18 protein-coding genes are annotated in these 17,987 nt (G+C 46.6%); 10 read left to right on the top strand and 8 right to left on the bottom strand.

The annotated features are described in order from the left end of the window. Positions 1-31: 31 nt before the first annotated feature. The 5 genes from ASG33_RS00560 to ASG33_RS00540 all read right to left on the bottom strand — a co-directional run bounded on the left by ASG33_RS00560 (position 32) and on the right by ASG33_RS00540 (position 4,725). Positions 32-1,564, bottom strand: a complete 1,533-nt coding sequence (locus ASG33_RS00560; RefSeq protein ID WP_056279260.1) for a Do family serine endopeptidase — start codon at positions 1,562-1,564, stop codon at positions 32-34. A gap of 217 nt (positions 1,565-1,781) precedes the next feature. Continuing rightward, positions 1,782-2,213 carry an Hsp20/alpha crystallin family protein gene (locus ASG33_RS00555; RefSeq protein WP_056279258.1) on the bottom strand — a complete coding sequence of 144 codons (432 nt, stop codon included), beginning with the start codon at positions 2,211-2,213 and terminating at the stop codon, positions 1,782-1,784. Between the two features lie 215 nt (positions 2,214-2,428). After that, complete coding sequence (rnc, locus tag ASG33_RS00550; RefSeq protein ID WP_031529466.1) at positions 2,429-3,175, bottom strand: ribonuclease III; 747 nt, start codon at positions 3,173-3,175, stop codon at positions 2,429-2,431. 14 nt (positions 3,176-3,189) lie between these two features. Beyond that, positions 3,190-4,443: a beta-ketoacyl-ACP synthase II gene (fabF, locus tag ASG33_RS00545; RefSeq protein WP_056279256.1), complete on the bottom strand. Its 1,254-nt coding sequence runs from the start codon at positions 4,441-4,443 to the stop codon at positions 3,190-3,192. A 45-nt stretch (positions 4,444-4,488) separates the two neighbouring features. After that, entirely contained in the window at positions 4,489-4,725 is a 237-nt protein-coding gene (locus ASG33_RS00540; RefSeq protein ID WP_015813362.1) for an acyl carrier protein, read from the bottom strand. Positions 4,726-4,953: 228 nt separating this feature from the next. Here ASG33_RS00540 and kdsA point away from each other — a divergent pair, with 228 nt between their 5' ends. From kdsA to ASG33_RS00520, 4 genes are all read left to right on the top strand, one after another. Further along, entirely contained in the window at positions 4,954-5,766 is an 813-nt protein-coding gene (kdsA, locus tag ASG33_RS00535) for a 3-deoxy-8-phosphooctulonate synthase (protein ID WP_056279254.1), read from the top strand. Next, positions 5,763-6,446: a phosphatase PAP2 family protein gene (locus tag ASG33_RS00530; protein WP_056279252.1), complete on the top strand. Its 684-nt coding sequence runs from the start codon at positions 5,763-5,765 to the stop codon at positions 6,444-6,446. The genes kdsA and ASG33_RS00530 overlap by 4 nt, the downstream gene beginning before the upstream one ends. A 62-nt stretch (positions 6,447-6,508) precedes the next feature. Beyond that, positions 6,509-6,964, top strand: a complete 456-nt coding sequence (locus tag ASG33_RS00525) for a hypothetical protein (protein ID WP_056279250.1) — start codon at positions 6,509-6,511, stop codon at positions 6,962-6,964. 20 nt (positions 6,965-6,984) lie between these two features. Further along, positions 6,985-7,524: a DNA-3-methyladenine glycosylase I gene (locus ASG33_RS00520; protein ID WP_056279248.1), complete on the top strand. Its 540-nt coding sequence runs from the start codon at positions 6,985-6,987 to the stop codon at positions 7,522-7,524. Between the two features lie 24 nt (positions 7,525-7,548). On the opposite strand, the gene ASG33_RS00515 is transcribed toward ASG33_RS00520, so the two are convergent. Next, positions 7,549-8,349, bottom strand: coding sequence for a glycerophosphodiester phosphodiesterase family protein (locus tag ASG33_RS00515; RefSeq protein ID WP_056279246.1), 801 nt, complete (start codon positions 8,347-8,349; stop codon positions 7,549-7,551). A gap of 75 nt (positions 8,350-8,424) precedes the next feature. Next, entirely contained in the window at positions 8,425-9,342 is a 918-nt protein-coding gene (locus ASG33_RS00510; RefSeq protein ID WP_056279244.1) for a PfkB family carbohydrate kinase, read from the bottom strand. Between the two features lie 195 nt (positions 9,343-9,537). Between ASG33_RS00510 and ASG33_RS00505 the strand changes: the two genes are divergently transcribed. From ASG33_RS00505 to ASG33_RS00490, 4 genes are read left to right on the top strand one after another with little or no spacing between them, the layout of a single operon-like run. After that, positions 9,538-9,927 carry a DUF5618 family protein gene (locus tag ASG33_RS00505; RefSeq protein WP_056279242.1) on the top strand — a complete coding sequence of 130 codons (390 nt, stop codon included), beginning with the start codon at positions 9,538-9,540 and terminating at the stop codon, positions 9,925-9,927. Between the two features lie 27 nt (positions 9,928-9,954). Then, positions 9,955-11,457 (top strand): cysteine--tRNA ligase, encoded by a 1,503-nt coding sequence (gene cysS, locus ASG33_RS00500; protein ID WP_056279239.1) that lies wholly within the window; start codon positions 9,955-9,957, stop codon positions 11,455-11,457. A 2-nt stretch (positions 11,458-11,459) separates the two neighbouring features. Further along, positions 11,460-11,972, top strand: coding sequence for a DUF192 domain-containing protein (locus tag ASG33_RS00495; protein ID WP_056279237.1), 513 nt, complete (start codon positions 11,460-11,462; stop codon positions 11,970-11,972). Continuing rightward, on the top strand, positions 11,956-12,987 hold the full coding sequence (locus ASG33_RS00490; RefSeq protein WP_056279235.1) for a M28 family peptidase: 1,032 nt from the start codon (positions 11,956-11,958) through the stop codon (positions 12,985-12,987). The genes ASG33_RS00495 and ASG33_RS00490 overlap by 17 nt, the downstream gene beginning before the upstream one ends. Positions 12,988-13,075: 88 nt before the next feature. Here ASG33_RS00490 and pbpC read toward each other — a convergent pair whose 3' ends face one another. After that, the gene (gene pbpC, locus ASG33_RS00485) at positions 13,076-15,373 is read right to left on the bottom strand and encodes a penicillin-binding protein 1C (RefSeq protein WP_056279231.1); all 2,298 of its coding nucleotides are present in this window, start codon (positions 15,371-15,373) and stop codon (positions 13,076-13,078) included. A 122-nt stretch (positions 15,374-15,495) separates the two neighbouring features. Between pbpC and glpK the strand changes: the two genes are divergently transcribed. Beyond that, positions 15,496-16,998: a glycerol kinase GlpK gene (glpK, locus tag ASG33_RS00480; RefSeq protein ID WP_056279228.1), complete on the top strand. Its 1,503-nt coding sequence runs from the start codon at positions 15,496-15,498 to the stop codon at positions 16,996-16,998. A gap of 132 nt (positions 16,999-17,130) precedes the next feature. Then, the gene (locus ASG33_RS00475) at positions 17,131-17,940 is read left to right on the top strand and encodes a 3'-5' exonuclease (RefSeq protein ID WP_056279226.1); all 810 of its coding nucleotides are present in this window, start codon (positions 17,131-17,133) and stop codon (positions 17,938-17,940) included. Positions 17,941-17,987: the final 47 nt, after the last annotated feature.

Raw genomic sequence — 17,987 nt, 5'->3', positions numbered from 1 at the left:
CGCAGCCTCGTTTTGTTTCAATCTATTGCTATTACAATCTGAATCCGAAAGAGAATACATCGTAAGGTGCATCAGGGTAAAGCCCCTCGAATGTTACCATTGACTCTTCTTTGCCGGCAATTGCCGCTTCAAACTCCTTCACGGTACGGATTGCCTTTCCATTTACTTTGGTGATGATAAATCCTTCTTCCACCTGCGAGCGGGCAAACTTGCCGCCTTCAATAGAAACTACCTTTACACCACCTTCGATTTTATATCTGGACAAACGTTGTTTTTCCGCGTCGCTCAGGTTACCGAATTGTGCACCCAGCACATTCATGATCGCAGCGGTTTCATCGCGTTTGATGATATCAGAACCGCCTGTCCTGTTGCGTAGCGTAATGCTCAGGTCTTTTTCCTTGCCATCACGGTTTACAGTCAGGTTCACTTTATCGCCAGGCTTGTGCAAGCCGATTGATTGTTGCAGCTCAGGAACAGAATGGATATCCATTCCATCTACTTTCACGATCACGTCGCCTTTGTTTACACCGCCTGCTTTTGCTGCGCTGTTTTCAGTGAATTCACGTACGTAAACACCGTCATTCACTTTCACTCCATACTCTTCTGCTTTTCTGCTGTCAAGATCGTCCAGCTGAATGCCAAGGTATCCGCGTTGTACATTACCAAATTTGATTAGGTCACTGGACACTTTCTTCACAATGCTGGAAGGAACTGCAAAAGCATAACCTGCAAAGCTACCTGTCGGGCTCGCGATCGCGGTATTGATACCAATCAACTCACCTTTAAGGTTCACAAGTGCACCACCACTGTTTCCAGGGTTTACAACTGCGTCAGTCTGAATAAAAGATTCAAGCGGCGAATCTCCTGCGCTTGCAGAAGCCGGTGTCACACCATTGCGGCGTGATTGACCAATGATCCCAAGACCCCGGCCTTTTGCACTAACGATACCGGCAGTAACTGTTGATTCCAGGTTAAAAGGGTTACCGACTGCCACTACCCATTCTCCTACTTTCACTGCATCGGAGTTACCCAAGGTCACCGCAGGAAGATCTTTCGCTTCCACTTTAATTACGGCAATATCCGTAGAAGGGTCGGTTCCGATTACTTTCGCTCTGTATTTTCTCTTGTTATGCAAAGTCACTTCCAGCTCCTGTGCACCTTCCACAACGTGGTTGTTTGTTACAATGTAACCGTCAGCTGAAATTACAACACCAGAGCCCGAAGCTTCCTGAGATTGGGGACCGCGCTGGCTGCCTCCAAAATCATCTCCGAAGAAGTCCCTGAAAATATCCGGGATCTGCTGCCCGCCTCCGCGATAAGCCTGGCGGGTCATTGTTGACTTTATGTGCACAACCGTTGGAGTAGTTGCTTCTGCTGCGTAGACGAAATCGCCAGGTGCACCTACCGGCGTGCCTGTTGAGGTAAAACGTGCAATAGATTCGGCAGGGGCTTCTTTGAAAATCACATTCGTGCCGCTGTCCGGACCTAATAGTTTAAAGCCGGCAAGAGTTGACGCACTTGAAATCAACCCAACCAACACTAAACCTTTCCAATTTGTTTTCATAGACATATGTTGGGGTTTTAATTTTATGAATGATTAACGCAAAGCAAATAACTATTTATTCCCTTATCAGGCCCGTTTAACATAATTTAACAAAGATATTTCATTTCAAATCTAACCAAAATATCCTGCCAGTTCTGTCTGCATTTTGGGCCATTTCGTTGATCATAGAAGAAGGCGTTATTCGTGAAAATAACGCCTTCCGTAATACTGAACTTAATTAGGCGATTTCGATCTGACGGGCAGGTTTCTCTTTCGCTTCTTCCCTTTTTGGTAGCAAGATGCTCAAAATCCCATCGGCATAATTAGCTTCAATTTTCTCGCCGTCAATTGAATTCGGCAATGTGAAAGTCCTCTGGAACGAGTTGTATTTGAACTCTCTGCGAGTATATTTCTCCCCTGCTTCCTCACTTTTCTGCTCTTTGTGCGCAGAGATCGTCAGCTGGTTTTTTTCAAGGTTCAATTTAAAGTCCGACTTCTGTAAACCCGGAGCGGCTACTTCGATACGGAAACCTTCTTTACTTTCCACCACATTCACAGCCGGTACACTTCCCGAGAAAGCTGGTGTGTTAAATTCATTGAAAAGGTCTTTTCCAAAAAATCCGTTCAGGTAAGAAGGAGTTGCAAATTGGGTTTTAACTAATGTGCTCATTGCTATAAGATTTTATGTTTTTAATTTCCAGTTTTAACCTTCGTGGTATGCAGTGATATTATCAACTTCCATTCCGGGTTAAAAAAATGGATAACAACAAGACAAAAAGTCCGAAAGCTGCGGTGTAAAGGAAATATAAGCGACAGAATGTCCGATCTCGATTGAACAAACCTGTAAAATGACAGGATGGGGCCGTTTAAAGCACAGAGTGTTGCTTATCGCAATTCAAGAATTGCACAAGCCTGCTCAGATGCAGATTGCTCTGCTTTCTTTTTGGTGAAACCGTTGCCGGTAGCGAAAGGCTCGTCATTAACGAGTATTTGGGAAATGAATTCGCGGTGGTGGCGGGTACCGCGTTCTTCGAGTATTTCGAAGCGGATTTCCTTGCCTTCGCGTTGCGCCCATTCGATGATGAGGCTTTTGAAGTTTGCATTGTTCTGGATAATGCTGTCCAGATCATAATGCGTAATTAGCTTGCTGATGATGAATGTTCTCGTGAACCGAAAACCTTTATCCAGGTAAATAGCGCCTACAAATGCTTCAAGCGCATCTCCGTACATGGAAGAGCGCGGCGACATACCGCGGCGGTTTCCATCGTATTCGATCAGCCTGTCGAGGCCCAGCTTACGTGATATTTGATTTAAGGACTCCCTGTTAACAATCCGGGAGCGGATTTCAGTGAGAAAACCTTCGTCTTTGTAGGGGTATTTGGTAAAAAGAAATTCTGCAACTACCATACCCAGTACTGCATCGCCCAGGTATTCAAGTCTTTCATTTGATTCCCTGAAACCTTTGATAGCAGTTTCCTTAGATGCAGAAGTATGGCGGAAAGCGAGCTGGTAAACGCCTAAATTGGAGGGGCGGTCACCGATTACGTGTGCAATGGACTCCTTAAATTTTTTATCCTCAGCACTTCCGGTACGGAAAAGAGAAAGTATCGGTATAAGAATTCGCTTTGCCAATTGTAGAAAGTTTATCAGTCTTCATACCTTTTGAAAATGACTGATGCATTGTGACCTCCAAATCCAAAAGTGTTACTCAAGGCAATATCTACCTTGCGCTTCTCAGCTTTGTTAAAAGTAAGATTTAGTCTTGGATTAATTTCCGGATCATCTGTAAAATGGTTGATCGTAGGCGGTACAATCTGATCTTTGATCGCCATTATGCAGGCAGCAGCCTCGATCGCACCTGCTCCTCCGAGCAAGTGTCCGGTCATAGACTTGGTAGAGCTGATGTTCAGATTATAAGCGTGCTCTCCGAAGAAGGTCTCAATTGCCTTAATTTCCTGCGGATCGCCGATCGGCGTGGAAGTACCGTGGGTATTGATGTAGTCGATATCTGACGGCTGCAATCCGGCGTTTTCCAATGCATTTTTCATTACCATGTATGCGCCCAGTCCCTCAGGGTGTGGTGCAGTAATGTGATAAGCATCCGAAGACATGCCTGCGCCGATCATTTCAGCGTAAATCTTTGCTCCTCTGGCTTTTGCGTGATCCAGATCTTCCAGGATAAGAGCGGCACCACCTTCTCCCAAAACAAAACCATCGCGGTCTTTGTCATAAGGGCGTGAGGCCGTTTCCGGACTATCGTTTCTCTCGGAAAGTGCTTTCAGCGCATTGAAGCCTCCTACACCAGCAATAGTAATGGCTGCTTCGGAGCCGCCGGAGATACACACATTCATCATACCAAGCTTGATATAATTGAATGCATCAATCAGCGCATTAGTTGCTGAGGCGCAGGCGGATACTGTAATAAAATTTGGCCCCCTGAAACCGTAACGGATCGAGAGTACTCCCGATGCACTGTCAACGATCATTTTAGGGATAAAGAAAGGATTAAAACGAGGTGTTTTTCCATTCTCGGAGAAGTTCATCACTTCTTCCTCGAAAGTTTTAAGCCCCCCAATTCCTGAGCCCCAAATTACACCGGCTTTGTCGAGATCAAGCTTATCTACGTCAAAGCCGGCGTCCTTCATAGCTTCGTCTGCAGCAATAACGGCGTACTGAGTAAACGGGTCCATTTTACGTGCTTCCTGTCGCGGGATGTAAGTATTGATGTCCAATCCCTTGACTTCACAGGCAAAACGGGTGCGAAACTTCTCAGCATCAAATTTTGTAATTGGCGCTGCGCCGCTTACCCCCGCAACCAGATTTGTCCAAAAGGTAGAAACATCATTCCCGATGGGCGTCAATGCACCCATTCCTGTAATCACAACTCGCTTAAAACTCATAAAAAAGGACAGAAATTGAAGATGATAACTGGCTTAAAGACCGAATTACTTCACGTTCTCTTCCAGATATGCAACAGCTTGGCCTACTGTACCAATGTTCTCTGCCTGGTCGTCAGGAATAGATAGATTGAATTCTTTTTCAAACTCCATAATCAATTCAACGGTGTCTAGAGAGTCCGCTCCCAAGTCGTTCTGGAAGTTTGCTTCCGGTGTAACCTCCGACTCTTCTACGCCGAGTTTCTCGACGATAATTTGCTTAACTCTTTCTGCAATTGCTGACATTTTATAATCACTTTTTGGTTAAAATCGCAACAAAGAAAGATATTTCAGTTCACTTTTTCAAAATTTTTTTACTGCCTTATTTTTATTGCAATTATTGCTTCTAAAATAAAAAAAGCAGAAAATCAGCTCCTTATCAGGTGTTCATTTCCCGATTTCTTTTTGCGGTCTGGAGAACATCCGGTATAAGTGTACATTCACCAAATATTTAATTAAAAGCGTTTTTGAGATATGATTTCAATTGCAAATCTAAAAAATACCGACTCGCAGCAGTTCTTTCTCATGGCCGGCCCCTGCGCGATAGAAGGCCGGGATATGGCACTTCGAATAGCTGAAAATATCGTCAATGTGACCACCAGGCTACAAATACCGTACATTTTCAAGGGTTCCTACCGCAAAGCCAACCGCACAAAAATTGACTCTTTCACAGGCATCGGAGACGAGAAAGCTTTAAAAATACTTCGGGAAGTAGGCGAAACATTTGGGGTCCCTACCGTCACCGACATTCATGAATCTCACGAGGCTGCCATGGCTGCTGAGTACGTGGATGTACTGCAGATACCCGCATTTCTTTGCCGGCAAACCGAGCTGCTGGCCGCCGCCGCGCAGACAGGAAAAGCTGTAAATGTGAAGAAAGGACAGTTTCTTTCAGGCGCTTCAATGAAGTTTGCAGCCGAAAAAATTCATGAAGTCAACCCCCAATGCCAGGTAATCCTGACTGATCGGGGCAATAGTTTCGGCTACGGCGACCTTGTTGTGGATTATAGAAACCTGCCTGAAATGGCTGCATTCGGAGTACCGGTTGTAATGGACTGCACGCATTCCCTGCAGCAGCCAAATCAAAGTTCAGGGGTAACCGGCGGCAAGCCGAAGTTGATTGAGACGATCGCCAAGGCGGCAATAGCAGTAGGTGCAGACGGGCTGTTTATCGAAACCCATTTTAATCCTTCAGAAGCAAAATCTGATGGTGCAAATATGCTTCCGCTGGATCAATTAGAAGGTTTGCTGGAAAGGCTTGTTCGCGTGAGAGAGGCTATCCTATGATCTTCAAAGCAGCGCGAATTCAGATCCTGACCTTATTGATTTGCTGCAATCTGCTGCCGCAAACGGTGTCGGCACAGCAGGATTCTACCTTGTGGCGGGTAAAGGCAGGAGATATTATCCCGCCGGTTTCGTTGGCTGTTGCAGGATTGGTTGTACAGGGAAAGGTCAGCCGCAGCCTGCAAAGGGAAGTACGGTCTCAGTATCCTGGATTTCATACCAATGCAGATGATTTTCTTCCCTACGCTCCTGGTATTGTGAGCCTTGGACTCGCCTCAGCGGGTGTGAAGGGGAAACATTCGCTGGACGATCAGGTTATACTTGCATTACTTTCGAACATCGGCGCCCAGGTAGTAACTCAGGGGCTCAAACGGGCAGTAAAATACCCGCGACCAGATGGAGAGGATAACCATTCATTTCCTTCCGGACATACCACCACTGCTTTTGCAAATGCAGAGATCCTGCATCAGGAGTATGGAGGCAGAAGTGTTCTTTATAGCATTGGAGGCTACGGAACTGCCACTGCAGTAGGTGCCATGCGTATTTTAAACAATAAACATTGGCTGGCCGATGTGCTTATGGGTGCCGGAATAGGAATGGGGGCAACAAAGGTTTTTTACATCAGCTATCCCTGGCTTAAACAAAAGGTGTCGCGGAAAAGAAAAAGTACACCTGCTTACTAACCTGCTGACATAGGGCTGTCATTCGGGGTGTTTTTATTTGCCTGAACTTAAAACCTCAGCTTATGCAACTGAAAACAATTTATCCGCTTCATGTTCTTTATTTTGAGACTGAAACTTCCCTGAATGCGCTCGCCGAATTTGTCCGCGTGGTCGCCCGGCGGCTTTACAGTGATGCGGTACAAAACGATCTGGAAATTACGGGACCTGTATTCTGGATTTATGAAGGCGCTGACGGGAATCCGGAAACAGTGTTCAAGCTCACGATCGCACTGCCGGTGAGCCCCTCGGCACCACTTACTGACTCCGAGTTCAGATTGAAACTTCTGGAACCGTTTCAATGTATCTCGCACGAATTGCAGGGAGAATGGAGCGGCCTCGGGAGTGTTTATGGGCAAATATTTTCAGAGCTGGGCACCAAAAACAAAATTCCCTCTGGCCAGAATCGTGAGATTTACATTCACATGGATTTTGAAAATCCGGCCGGCAACATTACCGAAGTTCAGGTAGGCATTCTCTAACAACCAAATACCCGCTGCACATGTCATATTGCGCTTATGTCAACAATAACATCTCTGAACTACCGGATTTTCTGCTAAATAAAGAATACCATGATAACCATTATGGTTTCCCCATTGTCGACGACGACGAGCTTTTTGGGAGGTTGTTGCTCGAAATCAATCAGGCTGGCCTGAGCTGGACTTTAATGCTCCGAAAACAACACAGTTTTCGGGCAGCTTACGATCATTTTTCGATAGAAAAAGTAGCTGCTTACAACGAAAGCGACAGGGAAAGACTGATGCAGGATCCCGGAATTGTGCGGAACAGGTTGAAGATTAATGCAGCTATCGTGAATGCACAGAAGATACTGGAAATCAGGAAAGATTTTGGCTCATTCAAAGGCTGGATTGAAGCCAATCATCCTTTGACCAAGGAGCAGTGGATCAAGCTTTTCAAAAAAACATTCAAATTTACCGGCGGCGAAATCGTCAATGAATTTCTTATGAGTACAGGCTATCTGCCTGGCGCGCATACGCCAGACTGTCCCATTTATCAGAAGATTAACCAGCTGGCGAGCTGATCGTACATTTTCAATGCGAAACGCCTAATTCTGCCCTTTCAGAAAGCTCATCAAATGGACAGGTGTATCTGTTTGCAGCCCCTGAACGCCTTTACTTAGCGCCTCTTTCCAGGAAGCGGGCCCCTCGTTTGGACTTTGTACGTCCAGCCACACCGCCACGCCATGCTGATTTGCTACCTTCACCAGCTCAGGGTCTTTCACATTGTCCAGCACCTGAACATCGGTTTTTTTCAGGAAGCCAAGTAGTCCATCTTTGCTTGTAACGTGATTTGGCAAACTTGTCATAAGCGGAACAGTGGGAGCCGCTTCCTTCCATTGCCTGTATTGTCGCTCGTCATTCAGGTACACAACCACCTGACTTTCCATACCCGCAGCCTTGATTTGCTTCCAGGTTTCTTCGGTGCTGGCATCCTTAAAATCGAGATAAATGTTGATTTTCCCTTTGCAGACCGCAAGTACCTCTTTGAATTCGGGGATCCGGTGCGTTTTTTTGTTTCGGTTAAATACCTGCAGTTTCCGCACTTCGGCCAAGGTCATGTCTGCAATGCGGCCGCTACCGTTTGTAGTTCTGTCTACTTTCGCATCGTGCAGCAATACCAGCTTTCCATCTTTCGTAGTCCGCAGATCGACTTCCACATAGTCGGCGCCGCATTCGATAGCCTCGCGACAAGAGGCAACTGTATTTTCGGGTACCTCCATGTGATTACCGCGATGGGCGATCACGACAGTCTTGTTTTTACTCTGAGGTAAATGTGCCGGCTGTGCATTCGCACGAGCGGTTATTCCTAAAATCGCGAAAAGTATTATCAGTCTTTTACCAATCATAACCTGGAAAAATAAGAGTCTACAAGCATGGAAATCGATCCTTACTTATAGACTCATAAACTTTAAACTAAATACTTATTGTATCTCGAAGCTGCTCAGGTTCACAAATTCCTGAACCCGTGCATTAATTTCCGCGCGTGAAAGGTTCACAAGTCGCTCAGTACCAAATTTTTCGACACAAAATGATGCCATTGCTGAACCGTAGATAATGCCGCGCTTCATGTTTTCAAAGGAAATATCATTTGTGCTGGCGAGGTAACCGATGAATCCGCCGGCAAAGGTATCTCCGGCTCCGGTTGGATCGAATACTTCTTCCAGAGGCAAAGCCGGTGCGAAGAAAATGCGATCGTCCTGAAACAACAATGCGCCGTGCTCTCCTTTTTTGATGATCAGGGTTTTTGGACCCATTTCCATGATTTTCTTTGCCGCTTTACGCAGCGAGTATTCTCCTGAAAGCTGGCGCGCCTCTTCATCATTTATTGTCACCAGGTCTACCAGCTTCAAAGTTTCTTTCAAATCATCCAGCGCGATATTCATCCAAAGGTTCATGGTATCGAGCATGATCAGCTTGGGACGTTTCGACATTCTTTCAATAACGAGCCGCTGCGTCGCAGGTACTGTATTACCTAACATCAAAAACTCGGTACCCTGGTAGGATTCGGGAATGATGGGATCGAAGTGCTCCATTACATTCAGTTCGGTGATCAGCGTGTCGCGCGTGTTCATGTCTTCATGATACTTACCCGACCAGAAGAATGTTTTTCCGTCCTGAACGATTTCAAGTCCTTCTGTATTAATGCCGTGATCCTGCAAAAGGCTGATCATTTCTGCTGGAAAATCGCCGCCGACAACTGCTACCAGGTTGTTATCCTTTGTGAAATAAGATGCGGATAGTGTAATGTAAGTGGCAGCGCCTCCGATAATTTTATCTGTTTTTCCAAACGGTGTTTCAAGCGCATCAAATGCAACAGATCCTACGGTAAGTAAGCTCATAAATAAGTACTGTGTTGATTTTAAGTAAGTTTCAAACTGGGATTCAATTCAAGAAAACGTTGCGAAGATAATTAAATCAGCTGAATAGCATGTTTTGCAAATTCCAATATTCGGGTACCAGCACGTCTATCATCTGTTATTTGCTATTTTTGTTGATTAGCATTTTATCTCTCCACTATAAACACATACTTAACAATGGAAGCAGTTTCAGAAGCACGCAGGCATATTGATAATGCGAAGGATTTCCTGAGTAACAATGCTAAAAAAGAAGACGGGCTTTACAAGGACAAAAAGTATGTCAAGATAGCCGGACACACTGCTTACACCGGCATATTGCTGGTACTGAATGAGCTTCTTGGCAAGAAAAACAGGAAAACGCCCAAGAGTGTCGAATGGTACCAGTATGAACTCAGCCGGGTTGACAAAAGTCTTCTTGCAGCCTTTACCACTGCATATCAAATCCTGCATATTGATATGGGATACCAAGGCAGCAAAAGCGCAAAGCTTGCGTCTGTTGGTTTGCAGGAAGCAGAAAAAATCATCAGGTGGGTCGAAACCCGCCTTGATAAGAAACAACTTAGTTAAGAATAGTTTTCAGTAAGTACCGGATAAATGACCGCACAAACTTTCCAGCCGCTTAGATTATTTAATACGCTTACACGAAAAAAAGACGTGTTCGTACCGATTGCTCCTCCGTATGTTGGTATGTACGTCTGCGGTCCGACGGTTTACAATAATGTGCATTTAGGCAACATCCGCACCTTCCTGTCTTTTGATATCCTTTACCGCTATCTGACCCACATTGGCTATAAAGTGCGATACGTGCGGAACATTACCGACGTGGGCCACCTGGTAGGCGACGGTGATGAGGGGGAGGATAAAATCGGGAAGATGGCAAAACTGCAGAAGCTTGAACCGATGGAGATCGTGCAGCGGTATACCAATGATTTTCACGATGTTTCCGCCATTTTCAATCTTTTACCACCGAGCATTGAACCTACGGCAACCGGCCATTTGATCGAACAGATTGAAGCAGTACAGTCGCTAATCGAAAAAGGAGCGGCTTACGAATCCAATGGATCCGTTTATTTTGATATCAATAAATACCAGGCCGGCGGAAATGAATATGGTAAGCTCTCCGGCCGCATTATAGAAGATCTTTTGAATGAAACCCGCGAGCTCGACGGACAAGCTGAAAAACGCAATCCGCTCGATTTTGCACTATGGAAAAAGGCGAGCCCAGAACATATTATGCAATGGGATTCACCCTGGGGAATGGGCTTTCCCGGCTGGCACCTTGAATGTACCTGCATGAGCAAGAAGTACTTAGGCAAGCAGTTCGATATTCACGGCGGTGGAATGGACCTGAAATTCCCGCACCACGAATGCGAGATCGCGCAAGGGAAATCGCTGACAGGTGAAGAGCCGGTTCGTTACTGGATGCATACGAATATGTTGACAGTAAACGGACAAAAAATGTCCAAGTCGCTTAATAACTCTTTCCTGCCGTCGGAGCTTTTCTCCGGAAGCCACGCGTTGCTCGATCAGGCTTACAGTCCCATGACCGTGCGCTTTTTCATGCTCCAAAGCCAGTACAGGAGCACGCTCGACTTTTCAAATGAAGCTTTGAAAGCTGCCCAAAAAGGCTACAAAAGACTTGCAAACGGGCTGCGCAATGCCAAGTTGCTGACTTACTCGCACGAAGAAGGGGTTGCTATCGACGAGAACAAGAAGGCCGATATTCAAAAAGCAATCGACGGTTTTTACGCGGCTATGAACGACGACCTGAATACCGCAGTTGCATTTGCCAACCTTTTCAATCTGCTTAAATACATTAACATGCTCAATATGGGGCAGTTGAAGCCGGCTGCGATTGGTAAGGAAGCATTTAATAATCTTAAAGATCATTTTGTCCGGTTTTTTGAAGATGTTTTGGGCTTGAAAGAAGAGCTCGCCGAAGGATACGCGATCCTGGACGGAATGCTGAAATTATACCGGGAATTTAAAATGCTGCAGAACTACGAAAAGGTTGACGAAATCCGTTCTTATTTCAAAAATCAGGGGCTTGTTATCCGCGACACCAAAGTCAGGGTTGACTGGGCTTACGAGGAGTGATCATGAGAAACCGGCAATCGATATTTGCATACATTTTACTCGGCGTATTTTTACTCGGCGGCGCAGCCTATCTGCTTGCTCCATATCTGAATAAAAGCAAGGTCGAGACAGAAAATTCAGCACCGGCAGCCAATGCGCCAACATTTGTGAAAGAAGGCGAAGTCACATTCTGGAAGAATGGACAGAAGTACAAAACGATTGATGTTGAAATTGCTGAAAACGAAAACGAACGGGCGAAGGGTCTGATGTACCGCCCCTATATCCCCGATTCAGTAGGCATGCTGTTTATCTTCGAAAAGTCGGAGCCGCAGAGCTTTTGGATGCACAACACCAGTATCCCGCTGGATATCATCTATGTGGATGAAAATAAAAAAATCATATCTATCGCTGCCAATACCAAACCCTACTCCGATGAAGGTATCCCTTCTCTCGGCAACGCCCAGTATGTAGTTGAGGTAAATGCAGGTTTCAGTGAACGCAACAATATCAAAACCGGAGATGCTATTTCTTTCTAAGAAGCTGTTTCTTAAACCATTCAGCTATTTTTTTTGCTTTTCAATTTTAATAGCAGGCTGTAAGAGCAACACCAGCTCCGACCAAACCAGTGAAGCCGCTGCTCCCAAGCTGGTCGCCAGTCCGGCATTTAGTGCTGATTCTGCCTATGCATTTGTCCAGAAGCAGGTTGACTTCGGTGCGCGGGTACCCAATTCCAAACCCCACCAGCAATGCGGCGATTACCTCGTAGCTACTCTGAAAAAATACGGATTGCAGGTAACTGAGCAACCATTCACAGCCACTACTTTCGACGGTACCAAACTGAATGCACGCAATATCATCGGGAGTTTCAATCCGACTGCTTCCAAACGCATTTTGCTTACTTCCCACTGGGATTCACGCCCATTCTCTGACCAGGATTCGCTGGTCAAAAACAAACCTGTACTGGCAGCAAATGATGGCGCAAGCGGCGTGGGTGTATTGCTCGAAATCGCACGATTGCTTGCAGCACAGCCAAGCAAGCCGGATATTGGTGTAGATATCATCTTTTTCGATGCCGAAGACTGGGGTAGTACCGAAACACAGACTGATATGGAATACAGCGGCTTTTGTCTGGGTTCCAAACATTGGGCTACCAACAAGCACGTACCTAACTACACCGCTTATTTTGGCATATTGCTGGATATGGTAGGCGCCAAGGGAGCTACTTTCTCCAAAGAAGGTTATTCCCTGCAATTTGCAGAAGATGTTGTAAGGCAGGTTTGGACCACGGCCAGCCGCCTCGGCTATAATAACTACTTTATAGACGAACGCGGATCAACTGTGACAGACGACCACGTGCCGGTAAACAATATTGCCCGCATTCCGATGATCGACATCATCCACACCAACCGCAATTCCACGCTGCTCACATTCTTCCCGGACTGGCACACAGCCCACGATGACATGGAGAATATTGATCCAAAAACACTGAAAGCTGTGGGACAAACATTGGTGCAGGTTCTCTACCAGGAAGCGGCGGGAGAGGCACTTTGAGGAGTTGCCTTTTGGTCATTAAGGGTCAGTGGTTGTCAATGACAATAAATGTCCAAAAACACCCCTACCCCCAAACAACTCCGCCCCGCTACATTCGCTTGACTGTGATCCAGACATCGGAATTTCTTCCCTTATCGTCGCTGCAGGAGATTTTCACCCTGCCTGCCGGCGGGTTGATGAAAACAGGCTCGTGAGGCTTTGTCTTCCGGGTAATTTTATCATTGATATACCAGAAAACTTCCTCCACATCATTCGCTGCCTGACAAGCCAGCTGCAACTGCTGCGGCTCATCTTTCCGAATGTAATATTCACTTCCCTCATTGGGACTCACAATCAATGGTGCGCCATCATAAAAAACCCGCTCACAATCGGGGTTATGCGGTGGGATTTTTTCGTAAGGGATTTTCTGGACTTCGTTGAATGCGATCAGCTCAGGCGCGAGGTTGGGATAGGCTTTTCTTTCGAATCCGGTCGGCGGTAAACAGTAGGTACAATAAGAAATTTTGCCCGCAGGATCAGTAAAAACCCAGCGCAAATGCTGGCATTTCCGAAAATCAGACACACCTACTATATATTCGCCTGGCACTGAATGCGTACAGAATTCCGAAGGAATGTCGCCTGTGGCGGGGCAGACGAGCCTGGTAGAGATATCCGCCGGAGATTGGTACCAACCCCGGGGTGAGTTGTAGTCCAATGCATTAAATATGGAAAACAGCAGCGGCGTTGCTGTATCTGCGCCGCTCAGTTCCGGTACCCCCTCACCCGAAAAGTTGCCGACCCAAACTCCCACCGTGTACCTCTTATTGTAGCCGACGCTCCAGGCGTCGCGTTTCCCGTAAGAAGTACCCGTTTTCCAGGCAATTTTCGGCAAATGGTAAGTATTGTCAAAGTTGGTAGGCAGGTCAGGGCGGGTGATTTTGGTCAAAATGCCTGTTACCAGAAATGCAGCCTCCGCAGATACAATGTTCTCCCCTATCGCCTGACCGGACTGCTTTACATACCGGAGCGGCCGGAGTTCGCCTTTGTTGGCGAATGCAGCAAAAAGATGCGTGAGTTCTTCCAGTGTCACACCGCAGCCGCCGAGGATCAGCGATAATCCCAGTTCTTTGGCTTGCCTGTCTACTGTTTTGAAACCTGCTTTTCTGAGCTTCCCGATCAATGCAGGCGTACTGATTTCCTTTAAAATGCGGACTGCCGGGATATTCAGTGAATTGGCCAGTGCAAATTCAGTGGTAACCGGGCCATTAAAGCGCTGATCAAAGTTCTCGGGCTCATATCCGCTAAAATTCCCCGGAACGTCATTGAGTACACTTTTGGGAGTAATTATTCCTTTATCAAATGCAGTAGCATACAGGAGTGGCTTCAAAGTACTGCCAGGCGAGCGCACAGCCCTGATTCCGTCGACCTGCCCGCCGTCGAAAGGGTTATGGAAGTTCGCCGAACCTATATAAGCTTCTACCTCCATTGTCTCATTATTCACGACGAGCACTGCCGCATTGTGAATATTCATCAGCTTGCGACGGTTGATAAAATTATAAACCTGCTCCTCGATCTGTTTTTGAGACTGGAAATTGATGGTAGTGGCAATAATCGGCTGACCGGAAAACTGCTTTTTAAGCCGGAGTGACAAATGCGGCGCGTGACGTGGTGCGTGCAGCCTCTTTATCTGCAAAGGCTCCTGCAAAGCATCTTCAATGAGCTCTTTTTCAAATAAACCTTCTTCTTCAAATCTGAGCAGCCAGCTATTCCTGGCCAGCTGCAATGCGTCATTTTTGGTCCCGGGACGTAAGCTGGACGGTCGGTTCGGGACGATAGTCAGCGCGGTGATTTCTGCAAGGCTCAGCAACTGCGGCGATTTACCAAAATACAACAGTGCTGCTGATTTGATCCCCTCAATATTCCCGCCATAGGGAATCAGGGTGACGTATAATTGTAGGATTTCTTCTTTGGAGTAATGCAGTTCCAGCTGCATTGCCCGCATCATTTCGATGATTTTGTTAAAATAAGTACGTTTCCGGGGCTGCACGAGCCTGACTACCTGCATACTGATCGTAGATGCGCCGGAAGTTCTTTTACCCGTAAATATATTTCTGAAAGCAGCCCGCGCCACTGCAAACGGATTGACCCCAAAATGATAATAGAAATACTGGTCTTCCTTATAAATCAGCGTTTTGCTAAGTAATGGCGTAATCTCCGGCAATGCGGTATACAGCCGCCATTTTTCATCATCACTCAAAAAAGCATGAATTACTTTCCCGTTCCTGTCGGTAACCTGAGTGGCGTAGCTGATTTGAGGTTTGAAGGGAAATGCAAAATCAAGGAGCAGGAGCAGCAGCAAGACGGACAAAATCACCCAAAATGCCTTCCGCGCAGTTGCTTTTTTCATGTTATCAGGTGTGTAAAGAAGGTTCTATGACAAATATAAAATTAGATTCTGTTTTGTCCCGATCAGTTAAGTTTCACTACTTACTGACTTTACTTCAAACTAAGCCAATCTAAAATACCATTATGTCCAAATATATCGCCGCAATTGACCAGGGAACTACCAGCACACGCTGCATTCTTTTTAACCACAGTGGAAATATCGTTTCAGTTGGTCAAAAAGAACACGAGCAGATTTACCCGCAGCCGGGCTGGGTGGAGCACAACCCGGTCGAGATCTGGAAGAATACTTTGGAAGTGATTGCAATCGCACGGATCAATGCGTCGGCCACGGCTGCGGATATCGCGGCGATCGGCATAACCAATCAGCGCGAAACGACGGTTGTCTGGAACAAAAGAACCGGCAAACCTTACTATAATGCACTGGTTTGGCAGGATACCAGAACAACCGAGCTTGTCGCCAAATACGAAAGAGAAGGTGGGCTCAATCAGTTCAGGGATATTACCGGCTTGCCAGTCTCGACTTATTTCAGCGGATTGAAGTTAAAATGGCTGCTCGACAATGTGGAAGGGCTGCGCGAAGATGCAGAAAAAGGCGAGGCGCTGTTCGGAAACATAGATACCTTCCTGATCTGGCATTTGACAGGCTCTACCCAGGGCGGCATTCACGTGACCGACGTTTCAAATGCGAGCCGCACCCAGTTGATGAACCTGCGTACTTTGCAGTGGGACGATAATATGCTCGCAGCATACAACATCCCCGGAAAAATGCTCCCCCAAATCAAAAGCAGCAGCGAAGTCTACGGACACGTGACTAACGAAATTCTTCCGGGCGTCCCCGTAGCCGGCGATCTGGGTGATCAGCATGCAGCGCTGGTGGGGCAAACCTGCTTTGAACCGGGAATGGCGAAAAATACATACGGAACCGGCTGCTTTTTGGTCATGAACACAGGCAGCGAATTAAAAACCTCCGAGCACGGGCTGCTGACTACAGTATCCTATCAATTTGGCGACCAACCAGTTCAATATGCATTGGAAGGCAGCGTGGCGGTAACCGGCGCGCTAGTGCAATGGGTACGTGATAACCTGGGGCTGATTCAGAACAGCAGTGACATTGAAAAGCTCGCAAGCACGGTAGCTGACAATGGAGGTGCATACTTTGTGCCTGCATTCTCCGGTTTGTATGCACCCTACTGGCGAAACGACGCGCGGGGCGTAATTGCAGGATTAACCAGGTATGTGAACAAAGGACACATTGCAAGAGCTGTTCTGGAAGCAACTGCCTACCAGACTGTCGACGTGGTGCGCGCAATGGAGCAGGATTCAGGCATTGAGCTCGCGTCTTTACGCGTAGATGGCGGAATGGTGGCAAACCAGCTCCTGATGCAGTTCCAGTCTGACATCCTGAATACCCAGGTTGTAGCCCCTGCAGTTGCCGAAACTACCGCGTTAGGCGCAGCTTATGCAGCCGGACTGGCTGTTGGCTACTGGCAAAACACCGAAGAGCTTAAAAAGAACTGGGCAATCGCACACACCTGGAACCCCGATATGGATGCAGCTACCCGGGAGAAGTACCATTCAGGTTGGAAAAAGGCGGTGACGAAGTCCTTTGGCTGGATGGAGGATTAAACCGTGCGCCACGAATGCTGGTTTGTATAACAATGCGACCTATTTGAAACCAGTATAAACAAGGTGCTTATGTACCCGTATTTGCCATTTCACCTTAACTTCGTTGTGCAAAATCAAAATTAGAGTAGCCCTATGCATACCCTCCGTCTGAAAAAGCCTCTTGCTTTTTTTGATCTTGAAACCACCGGAGTCAATATTTGTCGCGACCGGATTGTGGAAATTTCAGTGGTCAAGGCTTTGGTGAATGGAGAAACGGAAATCCGGACAAGAAGGATCAATCCTGAAATGCCGATTCCACTGGAAAGCAGCCTGATACACGGTATCTACGACGAAGACGTAAAGGATGCACCTACATTCAAAAGCATTGCCAGAAACCTGGCGTCCTTCCTTGAAGGCTGTGATCTGGCCGGTTTTAACAGCAACCGTTTTGACATTCCGATGCTCGTTGAAGAATTTTTGCGGGTAGGTGTTGATTTTGATGTTAAAAACAGGAAAATGGTCGACACACAGCGCATATACCATTTAATGGAGCCGCGCAACCTGGCCGCAGCCTACAAATATTATTGCGGAAAAACGCTCCTGAATGCACACAGCGCGGAAGCGGATACGATTGCAACCTTCGAAGTACTGCAGGGACAAATTGCCAAATATGAAGGGGTTACGGTCGTGGACAGCCACGGGATTGAAACCGAGCCGATCAAAAATGACATTGGCGCACTGCACGATCTGACCGCCTCACGGATCATTGATTTCGCCGGAAGAATGGTTTACAACGATAAAGGCGAGGAGGTTTTCAATTTTGGTAAACACAATGGAAAAAAGGTAACCGATATCCTCAAAAATGAGCCTTCGTTCTTCGATTGGATGATGAAGGGTGAATTCCCGCTGGATACAAAACGAAAATTGACGGAAATCAAATTACGGGCATTGACCCAACGCTGATATATCGTATTTATACCTATTTTTGCCAGAAATCTGTTTTTGATTAC

Source organism: Dyadobacter sp. Leaf189 (genome assembly GCF_001424405.1).
Taxonomy (GTDB): domain Bacteria; phylum Bacteroidota; class Bacteroidia; order Cytophagales; family Spirosomataceae; genus Dyadobacter.
The sequence above is the reverse complement of the archived record's forward strand: the minus strand, read 5'-3'. Positions and strand labels throughout refer to the sequence as shown.

Bases quoted from the DNA above. Each gene is read 5' to 3' on its own strand.
- ASG33_RS00560 (WP_056279260.1), bottom strand. From the start codon at position 1,564: ATGAAAACAAATTGGAAAGGTTTAGTGTTGGTTGGGTTGATTTCAAGT.
- ASG33_RS00555 (WP_056279258.1), bottom strand. From the start codon at position 2,213: ATGAGCACATTAGTTAAAACCCAATTTGCAACTCCTTCTTACCTGAAC.
- fabF (WP_056279256.1), bottom strand. From the start codon at position 4,443: ATGAGTTTTAAGCGAGTTGTGATTACAGGAATGGGTGCATTGACGCCC.
- ASG33_RS00540 (WP_015813362.1), bottom strand. From the start codon at position 4,725: ATGTCAGCAATTGCAGAAAGAGTTAAGCAAATTATCGTCGAGAAACTC.
- kdsA (WP_056279254.1), top strand. From the start codon at position 4,954: ATGATTTCAATTGCAAATCTAAAAAATACCGACTCGCAGCAGTTCTTT.
- ASG33_RS00530 (WP_056279252.1), top strand. From the start codon at position 5,763: ATGATCTTCAAAGCAGCGCGAATTCAGATCCTGACCTTATTGATTTGC.
- ASG33_RS00525 (WP_056279250.1), top strand. From the start codon at position 6,509: ATGCAACTGAAAACAATTTATCCGCTTCATGTTCTTTATTTTGAGACT.
- ASG33_RS00520 (WP_056279248.1), top strand. From the start codon at position 6,985: ATGTCATATTGCGCTTATGTCAACAATAACATCTCTGAACTACCGGAT.
- ASG33_RS00515 (WP_056279246.1), bottom strand. From the start codon at position 8,349: ATGATTGGTAAAAGACTGATAATACTTTTCGCGATTTTAGGAATAACC.
- ASG33_RS00510 (WP_056279244.1), bottom strand. From the start codon at position 9,342: ATGAGCTTACTTACCGTAGGATCTGTTGCATTTGATGCGCTTGAAACA.
- ASG33_RS00505 (WP_056279242.1), top strand. From the start codon at position 9,538: ATGGAAGCAGTTTCAGAAGCACGCAGGCATATTGATAATGCGAAGGAT.
- cysS (WP_056279239.1), top strand. From the start codon at position 9,955: ATGACCGCACAAACTTTCCAGCCGCTTAGATTATTTAATACGCTTACA.
- ASG33_RS00495 (WP_056279237.1), top strand. From the start codon at position 11,460: ATGAGAAACCGGCAATCGATATTTGCATACATTTTACTCGGCGTATTT.
- ASG33_RS00490 (WP_056279235.1), top strand. From the start codon at position 11,956: ATGCTATTTCTTTCTAAGAAGCTGTTTCTTAAACCATTCAGCTATTTT.
- pbpC (WP_056279231.1), bottom strand. From the start codon at position 15,373: ATGAAAAAAGCAACTGCGCGGAAGGCATTTTGGGTGATTTTGTCCGTC.
- glpK (WP_056279228.1), top strand. From the start codon at position 15,496: ATGTCCAAATATATCGCCGCAATTGACCAGGGAACTACCAGCACACGC.
- ASG33_RS00475 (WP_056279226.1), top strand. From the start codon at position 17,131: ATGCATACCCTCCGTCTGAAAAAGCCTCTTGCTTTTTTTGATCTTGAA.